This is a genomic window from Enterococcus phoeniculicola ATCC BAA-412, assembly GCF_000407505.1.
Lineage (GTDB): Bacteria > Bacillota > Bacilli > Lactobacillales > Enterococcaceae > Enterococcus_K > Enterococcus_K phoeniculicola.
In genome coordinates this window covers 894,464-910,812 of the sequence record NZ_ASWE01000001.1, presented here as the reverse complement: position 1 = coordinate 910,812, position 16,349 = coordinate 894,464, and the positions used below count along the sequence as shown (strand labels likewise).

Genomic DNA, 16,349 nt, shown 5'->3' with positions numbered 1-16,349 from the left:
GGTAGTTTTGCTGCAGACACATCATCTCCATTTTTATCAGGAAATAAAATAAAAAAAGAATCTGAAACATAACTATAATCGTTAGTTTCAGATCTCCTAAAATTTTTCATACATGGGCGAACTGCACAGTATGATACATGATTATTAAAATCAAGTATTTTCTTCCTATTTTTGTGTAACAGATACACTTCTTCATTTCTACTCACATAAATCACTGACCCATGTTTCAAGAGGTTGGCGTGTAGTTTTTCGTACAGGAAGTGAGTGGTCACGATAACCTACGCGATAACTAGCAATCAATTCAATTTCTTCAGAAAATCCGAGTGTTGTTGCAAGCTGGTCATCCAAAACAAAGCCTGGAGTTGCCCAAAAACCAACTAAATCATGTTCTGCAAGTAATAGAGAAAAATTTTGTATTAGAGCTGCCGTTGCCTGAATGGCATCAGTATTTGCACGAGCATTCTCTGAACGTTTCCGCCCAAATAAAAGCGTAACTGGTGCTCTTTTTATCAAGCTAGTCATCTTTTTTTCTAGGCGCAGCCTTGATTCTTCATCATGGATTTCTCCGTTACGTTTAAGTGTCTCTATTACCTGTGTATAGAAAAAAACTTTTTCTTTTTCTGTAGTGATTAACTTTACTTTCCAAGGCTCACTTTTATGAAAAGGAGCGTAACTAGCAGTGAATAACAGCTCTTTTAGCAGCTCCTTTGATACAGGGGTGTCTAAGCTTTGTTTTGCAGTACGGCGGTTTTGAATCATGTGCGCGAGTTCAGATGTCATTGTTTGCCTCCTGTTTAATTGAGAATATTTCTCAATTATTTTAAACAAGATAGAGTATGAACACAATTATTTAGACTTGTTAAAAATCTACGACTATAGAATACTAAACGTGTGGTTCCAACTTTTCCACTTAGACGCTAACTTAATAGTCTGTTGACTCATCTTTTCTTTCCAAATAGTTGAGCCCAATATCAAATCCGTCAAACGTTTCACCATCATAATATCTTAATAGCTCATCAATCGTTAAATTTGATTCTTCTTCTGGGGATTGTTCCATGTGTTCTTCTCTATAAGCAAGGTATTTTTCAGAGAGCTTATTTATGAACTGTTGCTTTGAGTGGGCAGATGCGGCAATCATGGGTAGTTCTTTTAAGTGTCCTGCATAGACAGGCACTCCATCTTCGACAGTAATTGGGTAGCTGACAATTGTTAGTCCAATTTCTTTGAAGCTTTCTTCATCAATCATTTAATCCCCCTCCATATTCTCTATTGTTCATTTATTATACAATAAAAAAGAGTCTGGGAAATAACTATATTATTTCTGTTCCCAAATTTTACTAAGCATTCACGAAGGTGAGCTATAACTTAGATAGTTATGTTCCACCCTCTTGAGTTGAAGGCTTCATAAATAAATTAAAAGTGCATCCATCTATTTCTGAAAAAACAGGTGGATGCACTTACTTAGTTCTTGGAGCTAAACGCCTCTACTCCTTGTATATTTTTGATTAGGTAAACGATTGACTGATGCTTGTTTAGGCATGTACCAATCGATAAACTTTTTTGAAATAGAAGGTACGGGCAATCAGATAATATACCGCTTGAATTAAGACAAACGCCCCTAATACCTGCCATCCTGTCAGCTGCATCCCCATACTAAACATATGATACATTGCAGTGAGTGCTACAGCTCCATGAATAACTGAGACAACAATAGGTGTGAAGAATAGAATTCCTACTTGCTGATAAATCATTTTTTTCAGCTCAGATTTTGATAAACCTAGCTTGTAAATCATTTTGAATTTTTCTACATCCACATCCATGTCGCTATACAATCGGAAGTATAAGAAACTTCCAGCTGAAACAAAGAAGACTATTCCAATAAAGACACCTACAAAAAGAATAGGTTTATACATATCTATTACGGACTGTTGTGAGTAGGTTTTAGCAAAAATATATTGTGGTACGTCTTCAAAAGCTTTTCCTGCAGTTAGTAACTGCTGACGATTTGCAGATTTTGGTTCCCACACGGTTAATTTAGTTTCAGTGAGTCCAGATAGATTTGTCTTATCCGAAACGACAAATGTCGGTTGATACGCAGACAGCACATGCGTTGTTTCTGTTGAGTCCACAGAAAGTGTTTCTCCATTAACTGTTACTGATTTGGTCGTATCCTTCTTTGGTTCCCCAACAGCCGTTGCTGAATTCAGGTGGACAGCGGCATTTGTTGAAATGGTTGGTTCCCCAATTTCTTTTGCCATTTGGTTATACTCTTTTTGTGAAATAAATTGTTCTCCTTTATCATTTCCATAAAGAACTGCTGAAACAGGAGTTGCTTGAATGTTTTCTTTTGCAAGAGTATCTGTCACTAAGCTTTCTGCAGCAGCTGTTTCAGATGGACTTCCTTCCACTTGAAATTCATAAGCAATCGCATTTGTTTGTTCCATTATTAGATTTTGAAAGCCAAATAAAGTGCCGATAGCAGCGAATGCAACGGTTGAGATAATGGACACAAGAAAGAACGAACGAGCATTATCCTTCATACGGAAAGCTAAATCTGAAAAGACAACCATATTTGTCTTTTTCCAAAAAATGGTTTGCTTCTTTTTTAATCCCTCAATAACCAAGACACTTAGCTGATTAAAGAAAAAGCGTGTGCCAACTACTACTATGAAAATTACCGGCAGCATAACTAATGGAACCGTTAAACCTGGTGCTAAAAGGGCAATTCCATACCCCGTTGCTAAAAGTAAAATAGCTAAAAACCCTTTTATCTTCGATGACTTAATCATTCCTTTTCCTAAATCGCCCGCTTTTAAGAGTTCCTGCAGCGTTAATTTAGGTAAACGAAATTGAATGAAGAAAGAAATTAATAAAAATAAAGCTAAAAATGAAATGATTGTTAAGACAAATGCTTGGACAGGAAAATAAAAACCATAAGAAACGTGCATAAATTGTTTCGATAGCCATAAAATAATTTGAGAAAACCCGATTCCTAAAATACTTCCTGAAATAGTTGCAAAAAATCCAATGACTAGATTTTCAATAAATACCATTTTTCTAAGCTGAGTAGGACTCATTCCCTGAATCATCAATAGACCGAATTCTTTCTTACGAGACTGCAAGAAAACGTCCATTGAATACAGAACAAAGAAAAAGGCAAAGCCATAGATAATAACAGCGGCTGCTAACATTCCAGTCTGCACTTTTGTATTCAGCCCAGAGGTCAAATCTGGATGAAAAGCGAAAACCGTAAACGTAAAGAAGACCATTACAGAAAAAAGTGTGCTTAAAAAATAGGCCATATATAGATGCTTATTGCGTACAGTATTACGTACAACGAACTGATTAAAATTCATTGTCAACCCCCTCGATTCGGGCAAGCTCAATCATAATTTCTTCATAGAATGATTTTTGACTTGAGTGTCTTGCGATTTCATGAATTAACTCACCATCTTTAATAAAGACAATTCGCTTACAATAGCTGGCAGCTAACGGATCATGCGTCACCATTAAAATGGTTGCATTTTCTTCTTCGTTTAATTGTCTTAATAAACCCATCACATCTTTAGAGGATTTTGTATCTAGATTTCCTGTTGGTTCATCTGCCAAGAGTAAATTGGGCTGGTGAATCATCGCTCGTGCTACAGCTACCCGTTGTGCCTGTCCGCCTGATATTTCAGCGATTCGTTTTTTTAATAAGGATTGAATCCCTAATCTAGGTGCTAGTTCTTTTAGTTTTCTTTTCATAATCCCTATTTTTTCACCATCTAGTGTTAATGGTAAAATGATATTTTCTTCAACTGTTAATGTTGGCATTAAATTAAAGCTTTGAAAAACAAAGCCTAATTCTCTACGACGAAATTTTGCAATGTCTTCTTGATTTAATCGATTAGGATTTTGTCCGTTTAACAAGACCTCACCACTCGTTGGCTGATCGATGGTTGCTAAAAGATTGAGCAAGGTCGATTTCCCACTACCAGATGGTCCCATAATTCCAACAAATTCACCATCTTCCACCGTCAAATTAATTCCCTTTAACGCCTCATATTGAATTTTATCTCCATAAACTTTTGTTAGCTGTTGTACTGTTAACATATTGACTCTCCTCTTCTTGTTTCTTCTACATGAATAAGTTTAATCCTCTCTTAGGGATTCTGCGAGTGATTGAAATAACAATCATCTAACATTTCCGTCACGTCACCTTTCACTTTTTTTAGTATCAGCTGCTTAGAGTATAAAAATAAAAAAAGAACCTACATATTCTCTTTTAGTGAGAATTCAGATTCTTTTTGTTTGCCAAATGACGAAAAAACCTGTCAGAGTCAACGCTCTTCACATTTTTCGTTTGGACTGCTTTATGCCTCGTATTCAATTAGGTAAGGGTAAAGTGCAGTATTATAAAGTGCCTCAGAATATTCAACAACTTTTCCTTGTGGACTAATTGCACGTCTGGTTCTTACTAATCCGTTAGCCTCAGGAGTCACTAAAAACTTTTGTTGATCAAACGTTAGCGAAACTGCTTTAAAACTATCTTCAAACCGTTCTATTTCATAGCCATGTTGGTCGAGAATTCGGTATAAGGATTCTTTTCCAAATAATTCAAGTGTTACATTATTTAAAGAAGCAGGCAGATAGTATTCAAAATAAATATAGGGTTGATGATCTAAGTTGTACAATCTCCGAAAAAGCATCGCTTTCTCACCATAAAATTCATAGGCAGCCTGTTCAGGCGTGAGAGTGACCTCTTCAAAAGAAAGGTTTTCTTTTGTGATATCTAATCCTGTTTTACTCAGTATTTGCGTAAATGTACCTGCTTTTGATAACTTATTATAGGGACGATTACTTAAAACAGTTGTTCCACGTCCGCTCTTTTTCTCAACATATTCATCTGCTGCTAAAAGTTCAATGGCTTTTCTAACAGTAATTTTACTCACTTCAAAGAGTGCTTCGAGTTCAGACTCTGTGGGAAGCAATGTGCCTACAGGATATTTTCCTGAAAATATATCTGCCTTGATTTGATCAGCAATTTCTAAATAAAGTACACTTTTTCTCTTCATACTCATCATCCTCACTGGTTTCTCATACAAACATCATAACATTCACTATCTGATTATTCTACTATTAAACGAAGGAAGAAGGTGAATTTTGTCAATAATGAAAGATATTTCTAAATTATTTTTTGCATGTCTCACAAAAAAAACATGAAACCAATACTTTAAAGCGTTGGTCTCATGTTTTTTGTTTTACGCAACTTTGAAAGAAGCGTTATTCATTTGTTGGGAGCTGTTCGGCTTCTGACTCTTCTGTTTGTTCAATTAAAACTTTTCTTGGTTTACTTCCTTCGGATGCTCCCACGACACCATGGGCTTCCAATTCATCAATCAAACGAGCAGCGCGATTGTATCCGACTCTGAATCTTCTTTGAAGAAGAGAAACGCTGGCTGTTTGCATTTCGATGACTAAGGCTTTCGCCTCTTCATACAATTCATCTTGTGGGTTATCTGGTGAGGCGCTTGCTGTTTCCTCTGTAGGCATCATTTTTTCGTCATAGCGTGCTTCTTGCTGATCTGTAACAAAATCAACAATTCGTTCCACTTCATGATCAGAGATAAAGGCTCCTTGCACACGGATTGGTTTATTCTCACCCATTGGTAGAAATAGCATATCTCCACGGCCTAAGAGTTTTTCTGCACCGTTACTATCAATAATAGTTCGAGAGTCAGTCCCGCTTGAAACTGCAAAAGCCATTCTTGAAGGAACGTTTGCTTTAATAATCCCAGTGATGACATCGACACTTGGCCGTTGGGTCGCAAGAATCATATGAATACCTGCGGCACGAGCCATTTGTGCTAGACGAATAATGGCATCTTCCACTTCATTACTTGCTACCATCATCAAATCCGCTAACTCATCAACAATCACTACAATAAATGGTAACGTTGGATGATTTTCACCCATTTCTAAATTTTTTTGGGCAACAAATTCATTGTATCCAGAAATATTTCTTACCCCAGTTGCTGCAAATTTTTCATATCGTTCTTCCATTTCTTGCACCACTTTTTGCAATGCTTGGGCAGCTTTTCTAGGGTTTGTTACAACTGGCGTTAACAAATGTGGGATTCCATTATAAACGTTCAGCTCAACCATTTTTGGGTCAATCATCATTAATTTGACCTCGTGTGGTTTTGCCTGCATTAGGATACTCGTGATAATCCCATTAATTGCAACAGATTTCCCACTCCCAGTTGATCCGGCAATCAGCAAGTGAGGCATTTTAGAGAGGTCAGCTGTTTGAACCATGCCGGAAATATCTCTACCTAACGGAACTTCCAACAATTTATCTGGATGTTTTGGCTGTGCTTCAATAATATCTCTAAACGAAACCATACTAATTGCACTATTGGGTACTTCAATACCAATTAAGGACTTCCCAGGTATTGGTGCTTCCATCCGCACATCTTTAGCAGCTAATGCTAAAGCAATATCATCTGTCAGACTAACAATTTTACTAACCTTTACTCCAACAGCGGGCTGTACTTCAAATTTCGTTACAGAAGGTCCCAGGCTTGCTTTAACAACCTTTGCATCAACACCAAAGCTTTGGAATGTTTGTTCAAGTACACCAATATTTTTTTCGATTTTTTTATACTCACTACTTTGGTCTGTTGCAGGAATAGAATCCAGCAACGTGGTTGGCGGCAACTCGTAATCTCGATTCTCTGTTTCTGCACTAATTTCAAAATTCAAATCTCCTGTGTCTTCCACCTCTTCATTTGTTTGAGGTGGATTGACAGGTTGAGACTCAGCATAATCGTAGGGATCTTCAACCGGCTGCAAGGATTCTTGATAGCCATCAATAATAGCACCCAAATCAAGCTGTTGAGGTTCAAAGTCGCCTTGTTCTTTCTGTTCATTTGCTAAGCGCTCGCCATTTGATAGTGGACGCACTTGATTTTTTTGTTGTTCCTCAAATTCTGCCTCTGCTAAGACACGAGCTGCTTCTTTCTTTTCTTCTCGTTGTCTTTGACGCTCCTCTTTTCTTTGTTCTTTCTTTTCTTGCTTGGCTGCTTGTTTCTCAGGATCTCCAGCAAATAAATCATGAAGTTTCTCACCTAAAAGCTGTATCGTATCGGTTACTTCATGAATATCTCTCATACTAAATAAAAAGAGACCAATAAGTCCAAATAATACGGCAAGAATATAGCTACCTGCCTGAGAGACCATAAAATAAGTCCCACTATAAATCATTGCGCCAATCATACCACCACCGACATTTTGAGCAATTTTCCCGCTACGAATGTCCATAGTCAGCATTTCCCATGTAGTGCTAATAATATTAGGCTCACCATTTTGAATTTTTCCAAAAAGCTGTGCATGTAAAAATAGAAGAATTGCCATATAAAAAACAATGGCACCTATCCATCTTCTGGGCTGACCATAGCTAATCTGCGTATTCTTAATCATCAGCCAGCCTCCATAGCCGACTAACAGACCACACAGAATTGGGTAGGTATTTCCTCCTATAATTCGAAATCCATTAGCAATCAGCGTTCCAAGGAAGCCTAATTTTAATAGACCAAATATAGCAAAAAGAATAAATACAAATCCTAATAGAATTGTGAGTAGCTGTTCTTGTTGCTGTTGTTGTTTTTTTGTTTTGCGTTTTTTCGTTGGGCGTTTGCGTTTCGCCATTTTCTATCCCTCTTTTCATCACTCTCCATTATACAAAAAAAAAGAGGCGAACAAAAGTTTTGTTTTCTTAAATTTTCTATTCTTTCATTTTCATATCATCCGCAAATCATTTTTCTAAATAAAATAGAAAAAAACGAGGATGGACATAACTATCTAAGTTATAGCCCATTCTCGTAAAATCTTGGTAAACGGAGGGAAATCCACTTCATTTGTCTCTCAACATCTTCTACGTATGGAACACGCAGAGTTGCTGGTTTCTAAAAGAAGCTGAACATTTCTATCTCTGCCTAGCTCTTATCCATTGATTGAATGAATTCATTTTCTAACTGTATAAGATTAGCTATTTTCACCATTTTCCTGAATTACTTTTTGATACCAGTAATAGCTGTCTTTTTTATAGCGGGCAAGGCTGCCATCCTGATTTTCATCTTGATCGACATAAACAAAACCGTAGCGCTTTTGATAGCCGTTTAGCCAGCTAAGTAAATCGGTGTAAGACCATGTGCAATACCCTAGCACAGTTGCACCATCAGAAATTGCTTCTCTGATAGCATGTACGTGGTTGCTTAGATACTCAATACGATATTCATCATGAATTTCGTTATTCTCAGTGAGTTTATCATACTCGCCTAGTCCATTTTCAGTAATCATTACAGGAATACGGTATCGGCTGGTTATACGACGTAGTCCAATTCGCAGACCCTCTGGATCAATTTCCCAATCCCAGTTGGTACGATTCACAAATGGATTATCCACTTTCTTATACATTCCCGGGATACCACTTTCTTCTGACGTACCTTTTTTCCCAGTGGTATTCATCTTGCCCATGCCAACCCCATCTAAAGGATTGAACATATTCGTTGCCGTTTGATAGTAATTAATTCCAAGAAAATCCGGTTTAGCAGATTCCAACAGTTCTTGGTCACCCTCTTCAATTTCAGGTGCCCAACCTTGCTCTAGTAAATAGTTTCTTGCAGCAATCGGATATTTTCCCCACATGTAGACATCCATCCAATAGTTAGCCATTAAATCTTCCGCATCTTCTGCAGCAAGAACATTTTTAGGATTACTATCGATAGAATAATTAGGTGTATAGGCAAAGCTTGGTCCAATTTTTCCTGGCATGTTCATCTCATGAAACTTATTGATAACTGTTGCATTAGCCAAAAATGCAATATGATTCACTGCGTACATCCGTTTTGGATCTTGAACACCTGGTGGATGCGCTGCTAGCATATAGCCTAGAGATGTGAATACATTTTGTTCATTCAAGCTTACCCAATAATGAACTTTTCCTCGAAAAGCTTCAAATAATGTGGTCGCATAATTTGTAAAATCATCAATAATCTTTCTTGACTCCCAACCACCATATTCATCTTGCAGTGCTTGAGGTAAATCCCAATGATAAAGGGTCAGCATTGGCTCAATATCATTTTTTATTAATTCGTCAATAAGGTCATGGTAAAATTCTAACCCTTTTTGATTTACTTCTCCACGACCATTTGGAAAAATCCTTGTCCAAGCAACTGAAAAACGATACGTTTTTAGCCCTTGTTCCTTCATCAATGCAATATCTTCTTTATATCGATGATAGTGGTCAACCGCCATATCACCATTTGTTGCCTTAAACGTTTTTCCAGGAATTCGTACAAATTCATCCCACACGGAAACGCCTTTACCATCTTCTTGCCATGCCCCCTCAACTTGGTAAGCGGCAGAAGCCGAGCCCCATAAGAAATCTTTTGGAAAACTAGCTAGTTTTTTATGTTCCATTTGATTCTTCCTCTCCTGTGTATTTCTCATTTAGAATAACATGGATTTAGATTCATTTCAAAGGAAAAAATTAGTCATAGAACAAGGGAAAATTAGAGATTATAGGGGAATTTAATTCGTTTATTCCTCCGATTAAAGAATAGAAATATAGGAGGACGAGGCACTTGATTTTATTGAATACAAAACAAGTATTTTTTCTATAAAAAACATTTTTTACGAAGTAATGAGTTCTTTTTCTTCTAGCTTAAATAGTTCTTGTAAAAAACTGAAAGTAAAAAAAAGACTGAGATAGCAGCAACAAGAACCAACTTCACTCTAAATTTCACAATTTATTTGCTGGAAGTTAACTGCTTTTCTCAATTCTCAGTCTAGTGTAAAGTAAGTCGTTATTTAGAAGGAGTCACGTCTTCTCCAAACCATTTATCAGATATTTTTGCAAATGTTCCATTCTTCTGTAACGTTTCAAATCCACTATTGAGTTTATCTACTAGTGTCTGATCAGTTTTTCTGGCTCCTACTGCAAAATTTTCACTGGAATACTCACCATCAATAATCAGATATTGATCGATTTTCCCATTTTGAGTTAGATAGTAATTTGCATAAACTTTATCAATTAGCAGTCCATCAATTCGACCACTTTCCAAATCAATAAACGCTTCACTAAAACTACCATATAAAGTAGCATCCTGATTTGCAACAATATCTTTTAGCACTTCTGGCTGAGTGGTAAACGATTCATAGCCGGAAGATCCTTCTTGAGCACCAAGATTTTTTTCTTTCATGTCTTTAAATGTTTCAATTTTATTTTTCTTTGCAGTCACTAAAACTTGTTCGTTTTTCATATAAGGGTTTGTGAACAAAACTTTTTTCTCACGTGCCGGATTCATTGAATAGCCATTCCAAATTAAATCAATCGTTCCATTTTCAAGCTCCGTTTCTTTCATAGACCAATCAATCGGTTGGAAATTCACAGTAATCCCATATTCGTCGAAAATTGCTTTGGCAAGTTCTACGTCAAATCCTGTAATTTTTCCAGACTCATCTTTAAATCCCATAGGGACAAAGGTATCATCTAATCCAATAGTTACGGTCTTATCTTTTTCAATCGTTGCCCACGAATCCTTTGCTGTATCAGTCTTGTCTTTATTTGAATTTCCACATGCGCCTAAAAAGAATATTCCTGCCAATACTACTAAACCCATCCCAATTTTTTTCATACTTGTTTCCTCCATTATCTTCATTTTTATTTTGGTGATACTTCTAACAACTGATCGGCAATTGCTTTGGCAAATGTCAAATCATGTGTGACAACAATTTGAGTAACGCCCTCCTTTTTTAAGGATAGAATCAGACTTTGCACCTGTTGTCTTAACTCTGGATCTAATGCACTTGTCGGCTCATCATAAGCAAGTACACTAGGATTCATCGCCAATGCTCGTGCAATTGCTACACGTTGCTTTTGGCCACCTGACAATTGAAAAGGATAACTTGTCAATAACTCATTAATTTCCAATGTTCGTGCAAGTTCCTGAATTTTTTTTGTATACACTTCTTTTGCTTGCTTTAAAACCATTTTTGGTGCTAAAGAAATATTCTCGAATACACTTAAATGCGGAAATAACTGAAAATCCTGAAATACGACGCCTACAACCTGTTCATGCTCTGTAGCCTGTGTCGGATCAAAGGCTTTACCATTTAAAAGAAAGGTACCACTGTCAATTGTTTCCAGACCTGAAAGAGTTCGTAATAGCGTGGTTTTCCCCCCTCCAGAGGGACCAACGATTGCTAGAATTTCTCCATCAGGAATGACTAGATTTAAATTTTTAATCACTTCTTTTTCGCCAAACTGTTTATTTATTTCTTTTAATTCAATCATGTTGGTTCCCCCTAGCGGTAGTAGTTTAATTTATTTTCAATTTGCTTCATAATCAGTGTAAAAATGCCTGTCATTGCTAAGTAGATAAGTGCAACGCCTAACAATGGAAGTAATGTAGCATCACGCTCCATCGCGATTTTCCCTGCTCGCATGACATCTCCTAGCCCTAAGATATAGACAAGAGAGGAATCTTTGACTAAATTAATTACTTCATTTCCCACTGATGGAAGAACAATTTTTATTACTTGGGGAATGACAATTTTTCGTATTGTTTGAATCGGCCGTAAACGCAGTACTTTTGCTGCTTCATATTGACCCTCGGGAATTGCTTGTAAGCCACCCCTAAATATTTCTGCAAAATAAGCAGAGTAGTTTAAGATAAATGCAATAATTGCCGCATCAAATCGGTCAAAGATAATGCCTATTTGAGGAAGTCCATAGAAAAAGAAAATTAATTGAAGTAAGAGCGGCGTTCCTCTCAACACCCAGACATAAGTTTGCAGCAGATAATTTAAAGGTTTAAAAGGAACTGACAATAATAAAGCCAGCACAATTCCTAAAGGTAATGATCCTAATAATGTAAATGCAAATAATTTGATTGTTGTCACAGCTCCTGCTAAAAGCTGTGGCATGACGCTTAATAAATACTCCATTCTTTCTCCTCCTATAAAAACAAAAAATCGCCCTCTTGGCCTAAGCCAAGAGGACGTCATCAAACGTGGTTCCACCTCAATTCGTTTTTCCTTTACAAGAAAAACCTCTATCAGTCATTGGATTTCCAGAAAAAATGGAATAAAAAAAGCCCTTCAGTCAATAGACTAAAGGACGTTTATCACGTGGTTCCACCTTTTATTTGTTAGTACTTTGCAGTTACTAACCTCATCTGGTCATCAATCAATGACCGCAGCTATAACGGGCTTCCCGGATTTCCCTACTTATTTTTCAGAAAAACGACTCCAAGATGTGTTTCACAACCTACAGCTATCTCTTCTCACCAACCAGAGACTCTCTTAAAGCATTCGCTTGCTACTTTTCTTTTCGATGTCAATTTGTTAAGTTGTTTATTAATTTACGCTAGTTTCAGCTAATTGTCAACAAGAAAGATAAAAATATTTTTTTCATTGAAAATAAGGTATCATAAAAGAATGGTAGAATGACTTTTTATTAAGGAGTTTTTTGATGAATTTATTTATTCAAAGAAAAGAGGAATCCTCTCTTATTGTATGGTTGGCAAAGTATTTTTTATTAGGCGTTACGGCACTCTTTTTTTTAGGAATATTAGTGATTAGCTTCGTTTACTTCAATAATGGCTATCTTCCTTTTGAACTAACATTTATTGAACATCTTCTTCTTATTTTCATTACTTTTTTAGGGGGATTATTCTTTTCTTTTTTGATTATTTATTTTCGTTCAAAGCTTTCTTCTTTGATATGGCTTTTGGGAATTGCTTTTCTTTTGCGTATTTTTTGGATTTTATTTTTTCCAACCGAACCAGAACAGGATTTTCTTAAAATGTATCAGGCCTCCGTTCGATTTGCTGATGGAGATTTCGGATTTATGAACGATATGCGTTACTTTATTGTTTCACCCTACCAGCTTGGTTTTGTTCTATATGAAGGGTTGGTAATCAAACTACTAGGTCCAAGTGTCTTTATTTTAAGATTTATAAATGTGTGCTTAAGCACCGTAACAGTCTTTTTGACCTATAAAGTAGGACAGCAAGTTGCTTCAAAAAAAGCCGCTATACTTGCAGGATGGTTTGTGGCATTGTACGTTCCTAATATTGTATTAACCTCCGTTTTGACTAATCAGACCGTTGCCCTATTCATTTTCCTATGCGCGATTTATTTATTCCTGTTAGGAAATCGTTGGTACCCGCTTGTTGGGCTTCTTTTGTTCATAGGCAACTTGACTCGCCCATTGGCTTCTATCTTACTTATTGCCTTTATTTTATATGGCCTTTTCTTTAAGCTTCCAAAAGAGAAAAAGAAATACTTGTATCTCCTTCTTCTAACCACGATTCCACTTGTTTTTTCTGTTAGCGGTAAAATTACTGATAGTCTTTTACAACAAAACAAGATAACAGATACCTCTATTTCCACCGTTAATCCTTATTGGAAGCTAGCTTTAGGTTTGAACCTTTCATCTGAAGGCCATTGGAATGTGGAAGATTACAAGGCTGTTAATCACTTTGATAAACAAGAAGAACGAGATAAAGCGGCAAAAGCGCTCATCGGTGAACGAACAAAAAGTCTTTCAGATTTAGCTAAACTAATGGGGAAAAAATTCAAGCGTATGTGGAATGATTTTGATTCATCTATTTCATGGGCAACCAATTTCAAGGAACAGTTTTCTTTTTGGCGAACGCTTCTTTTTATCATTCAAAAAGCTCAGTATTATGTGTTGATAGCAGGTGCATTCTTTTATGTCTTAAAACCTGTAAATAAGAAAAATGCACTTTACTTACTTTTACTAATTATTTTTGGCTATGCTTTAATTCATCAACTAGTTGAAATTCAAACGCGCTATCGTTATTTTGTTTTTCCTTTTATAGCCATTGTCTCTGCTGGTTTTTGGGTAAACTTTTCCCCATTAATCAGGAGAGAAAGTGGGAGGAATGAAAGAAGCTCTACAATTAAAACTTAATATACTATACGAAAAAATATGAAAAAATGAAAATGCTAATTCCACTCAAATAAACTAGCCGAAAACACTTATGGTCACTTATTCACTGATAATTATGGGTGGGAACCTCTACGGCAGTCTGCTACTCTGCCGTCTAAGTGAAAAAAGGAAACTAAACGATGGCGTTTAGTTTCCTTTTTTCTTCACTGAGTGTATTTTAATGATATAAATCAAAACGTCCTTTTGCTAGAGCTTCTTTTACCCCACCTGTTTCAAGCAATGATTTATTCATAATCATTTTTTTAATAAATGATGCAGGATAGCCCTTCACCGAACTCTTTCCGACAAGTCCTAACGCATGTGTGTTACCAATTGAAGCGACAGATCCCTGAGACTTGAATGTAAAGGCTTCTGTTTTTTCACCTTTCAGTTGATGAATAATATTTTTTGAAGCCGTAGTACCCATTTTTAACGCAATTTGAGCAGTTGTTGGATACGGACGTTGACTTTCAGCATCCATGACAGCTGACACATCCCCGATAACGTAGACATTTTTATGATCTGGATCGGTTAAGTCTTCACTAACCATGACACGACCACGACGTTCTGAAAAGCCTGAATCTCCCATAACATGACTTCCACTCACACCTGTTGTCCAGATAATCGTTTTTGCCTCAAGCTCTTTGGTTTCTTTTGTTTCTGCATCGTCTTGATAAACAACTACACCCGGTTTAATTTCTTTAATTGGTTTTCCTGTGTACCACTGGATTCCCCAATCTGTTAGATGTTTCACTGCATAATCAGCGAGTTTTTCATCAAACATCGGCAATAAGCGAGTCACTGCTTCAACACAATAAATTTGGATTTTATCAGGTGTGACGCCGGCGATATCAGCTAATGCTTTTTTCCCTTCAACTAGTGAACCAAGTAATTCAATTCCAGTGAATCCAGCACCACAGACAATAATTTTTAAGAAGTTTTCATCTTTTGTCGCTACATATTGACGCATCATTTCATGAATATGTTCATTGACCTTCACCGCAGAATCAACGTCAACCATTTCTAACGCATATTCCGTTACACCAGGGATACCAAATGATTCTGACTGGAAGCCTAATCCTACAACAAGATAATCATAAGTTAAAACTTGTCCACTTTCTAAAAAAACCTCTTCTTTTTCTCGATCAATTTTCACTACTTTTGCTTGAATAAATGTTGTTTTTTCAGGTTTTACAACATCAGCAATGTTATATGTGATTTTTTCTTTTGGTTGTGTTCCCGCAGCAACCTCGTGTAAATCAGTTGCCTCAAAATGATATGTATTTTGATCAACTAATGTAATGTGAAATGCTTCTTTACTTTTTTGTAACTCCTTCAAGGTACGTAAACCTGCATATCCTGCTCCTAAAATGACTACTTCTTTCATGTTTCTCTTCCTTTCGTTATATAAATATTCCAACCAAAAAACTGCACACTTGAGCAAATGCACCTATTGCTAAAATACGAATTGCACAAATGAATGTTGTTTGCTTGTTTTGTTCACGTAAAAATAGGTTTATTTGTTTTACAATGATTGGCAAAACAATAAATGTTGCTAGCATCCATACAGGTGCTAATTTCAGGACAACTGCTAAAACCAAACTGGCTAAAGCAATCCAATTAAATAGTACAAAAAGTACGATAGAACGCGGTTTTCCAAGGTAGTGAACTAGTGTATAGCGCTCGTTTTTTTCGTCTTCTTCTACATCACAGATATTATTGGCTAACATCAGATTGGCAATCCAAAGCGTGTTAGGCAATGAGATTAAGAAAATGCCTCCTAGTGTTGAAGCATTCCATTGAAATGTCTCAAATGTGTTTAAGTACACACAGATTAATGAAATCATAAAGCCCATTGTAAAGCCTGAAAAAAATTCTCCTAGCGGCAAGCTAGAAAGCGGCTTAGGACCTGAGGAATAAAAGATGCCCACTAAGTAACAATAAAGCCCCATAATCAACAAAGGCCAGCCAACTACGAATGACAATGCAATTCCTAATAGTGCCGATAGAATAATCATACTCACCATCAAGCGATACACGAGTTTTAATGAAAGATTTTCTCGACCAATAATATTCGTTTTTTCTTTATAGTCATGGACATCCGTTGCGTGATGGTAGTCATTATAATTATCTAAAATATCAACGGCCATATTAAAGATAAACATTGCAATAAAATAAATAAGGACATATAAAATATGAATTGATTGGTAGTTATACCAGCTGTAACACAACCCTATAAAGAAGGGTAGTACACTTGCCGTTTTTGCTTTAAACTCTACCAGCTCTAAAAACACCGGTAAACTCATCTTATCTCCACTTTTCTTTACTATTTTAGGCAATAAGC

Annotated in this window: 13 protein-coding genes and 1 other annotated feature; of the genes, 1 reads left to right on the top strand and 12 read right to left on the bottom strand. The window is 36.4% G+C overall.

From position 1 onward, the window contains the following. Positions 1-198: 198 nt before the first annotated feature. From I589_RS04105 to I589_RS04060, 10 genes are all read right to left on the bottom strand, one after another. The gene (locus I589_RS04105; RefSeq protein WP_010769388.1) at positions 199-780 is read right to left on the bottom strand and encodes a nitroreductase family protein; all 582 of its coding nucleotides are present in this window, start codon (positions 778-780) and stop codon (positions 199-201) included. Positions 781-922: 142 nt separating this feature from the next. After that, the gene (locus tag I589_RS04100) at positions 923-1,246 is read right to left on the bottom strand and encodes a hypothetical protein (RefSeq protein WP_010769389.1); all 324 of its coding nucleotides are present in this window, start codon (positions 1,244-1,246) and stop codon (positions 923-925) included. Between the two features lie 286 nt (positions 1,247-1,532). Then, positions 1,533-3,356, bottom strand: a complete 1,824-nt coding sequence (locus tag I589_RS04095; RefSeq protein WP_010769390.1) for an ABC transporter permease — start codon at positions 3,354-3,356, stop codon at positions 1,533-1,535. After that, entirely contained in the window at positions 3,346-4,095 is a 750-nt protein-coding gene (locus I589_RS04090; protein ID WP_010769391.1) for an ABC transporter ATP-binding protein, read from the bottom strand. Before I589_RS04090 ends, I589_RS04095 begins: the two co-directional genes overlap by 11 nt. A 260-nt stretch (positions 4,096-4,355) precedes the next feature. After that, on the bottom strand, positions 4,356-5,057 hold the full coding sequence (locus I589_RS04085) for a GntR family transcriptional regulator (RefSeq protein ID WP_010769392.1): 702 nt from the start codon (positions 5,055-5,057) through the stop codon (positions 4,356-4,358). 208 nt (positions 5,058-5,265) lie between these two features. Then, positions 5,266-7,692, bottom strand: coding sequence for a DNA translocase FtsK (locus tag I589_RS04080; RefSeq protein ID WP_010769393.1), 2,427 nt, complete (start codon positions 7,690-7,692; stop codon positions 5,266-5,268). A gap of 336 nt (positions 7,693-8,028) precedes the next feature. Beyond that, positions 8,029-9,465, bottom strand: a complete 1,437-nt coding sequence (locus tag I589_RS04075) for a glycoside hydrolase family 1 protein (protein WP_010769394.1) — start codon at positions 9,463-9,465, stop codon at positions 8,029-8,031. Positions 9,466-9,851: 386 nt separating this feature from the next. After that, entirely contained in the window at positions 9,852-10,682 is an 831-nt protein-coding gene (locus tag I589_RS04070; protein ID WP_010769395.1) for an amino acid ABC transporter substrate-binding protein, read from the bottom strand. 26 nt (positions 10,683-10,708) lie between these two features. Next, positions 10,709-11,341 carry an amino acid ABC transporter ATP-binding protein gene (locus tag I589_RS04065; protein ID WP_010769396.1) on the bottom strand — a complete coding sequence of 211 codons (633 nt, stop codon included), beginning with the start codon at positions 11,339-11,341 and terminating at the stop codon, positions 10,709-10,711. Between the two features lie 11 nt (positions 11,342-11,352). Continuing rightward, the gene (locus tag I589_RS04060; RefSeq protein ID WP_010769397.1) at positions 11,353-11,994 is read right to left on the bottom strand and encodes an amino acid ABC transporter permease; all 642 of its coding nucleotides are present in this window, start codon (positions 11,992-11,994) and stop codon (positions 11,353-11,355) included. A gap of 165 nt (positions 11,995-12,159) precedes the next feature. After that, positions 12,160-12,392: a binding site (T-box leader), on the bottom strand. A 128-nt stretch (positions 12,393-12,520) separates the two neighbouring features. On the opposite strand from I589_RS04060, the gene I589_RS04055 reads away from it, so the two are divergent. Then, on the top strand, positions 12,521-13,987 hold the full coding sequence (locus I589_RS04055; RefSeq protein ID WP_010769398.1) for an ArnT family glycosyltransferase: 1,467 nt from the start codon (positions 12,521-12,523) through the stop codon (positions 13,985-13,987). A gap of 196 nt (positions 13,988-14,183) precedes the next feature. On the opposite strand, the gene I589_RS04050 is transcribed toward I589_RS04055, so the two are convergent. Next, positions 14,184-15,392: an NAD(P)/FAD-dependent oxidoreductase gene (locus I589_RS04050; protein WP_010769399.1), complete on the bottom strand. Its 1,209-nt coding sequence runs from the start codon at positions 15,390-15,392 to the stop codon at positions 14,184-14,186. A gap of 16 nt (positions 15,393-15,408) precedes the next feature. Beyond that, a complete protein-coding gene (locus tag I589_RS04045; RefSeq protein ID WP_010769400.1) occupies positions 15,409-16,311 on the bottom strand; it encodes a prenyltransferase in 903 nt (300 codons plus the stop codon). Positions 16,312-16,349: the final 38 nt, after the last annotated feature.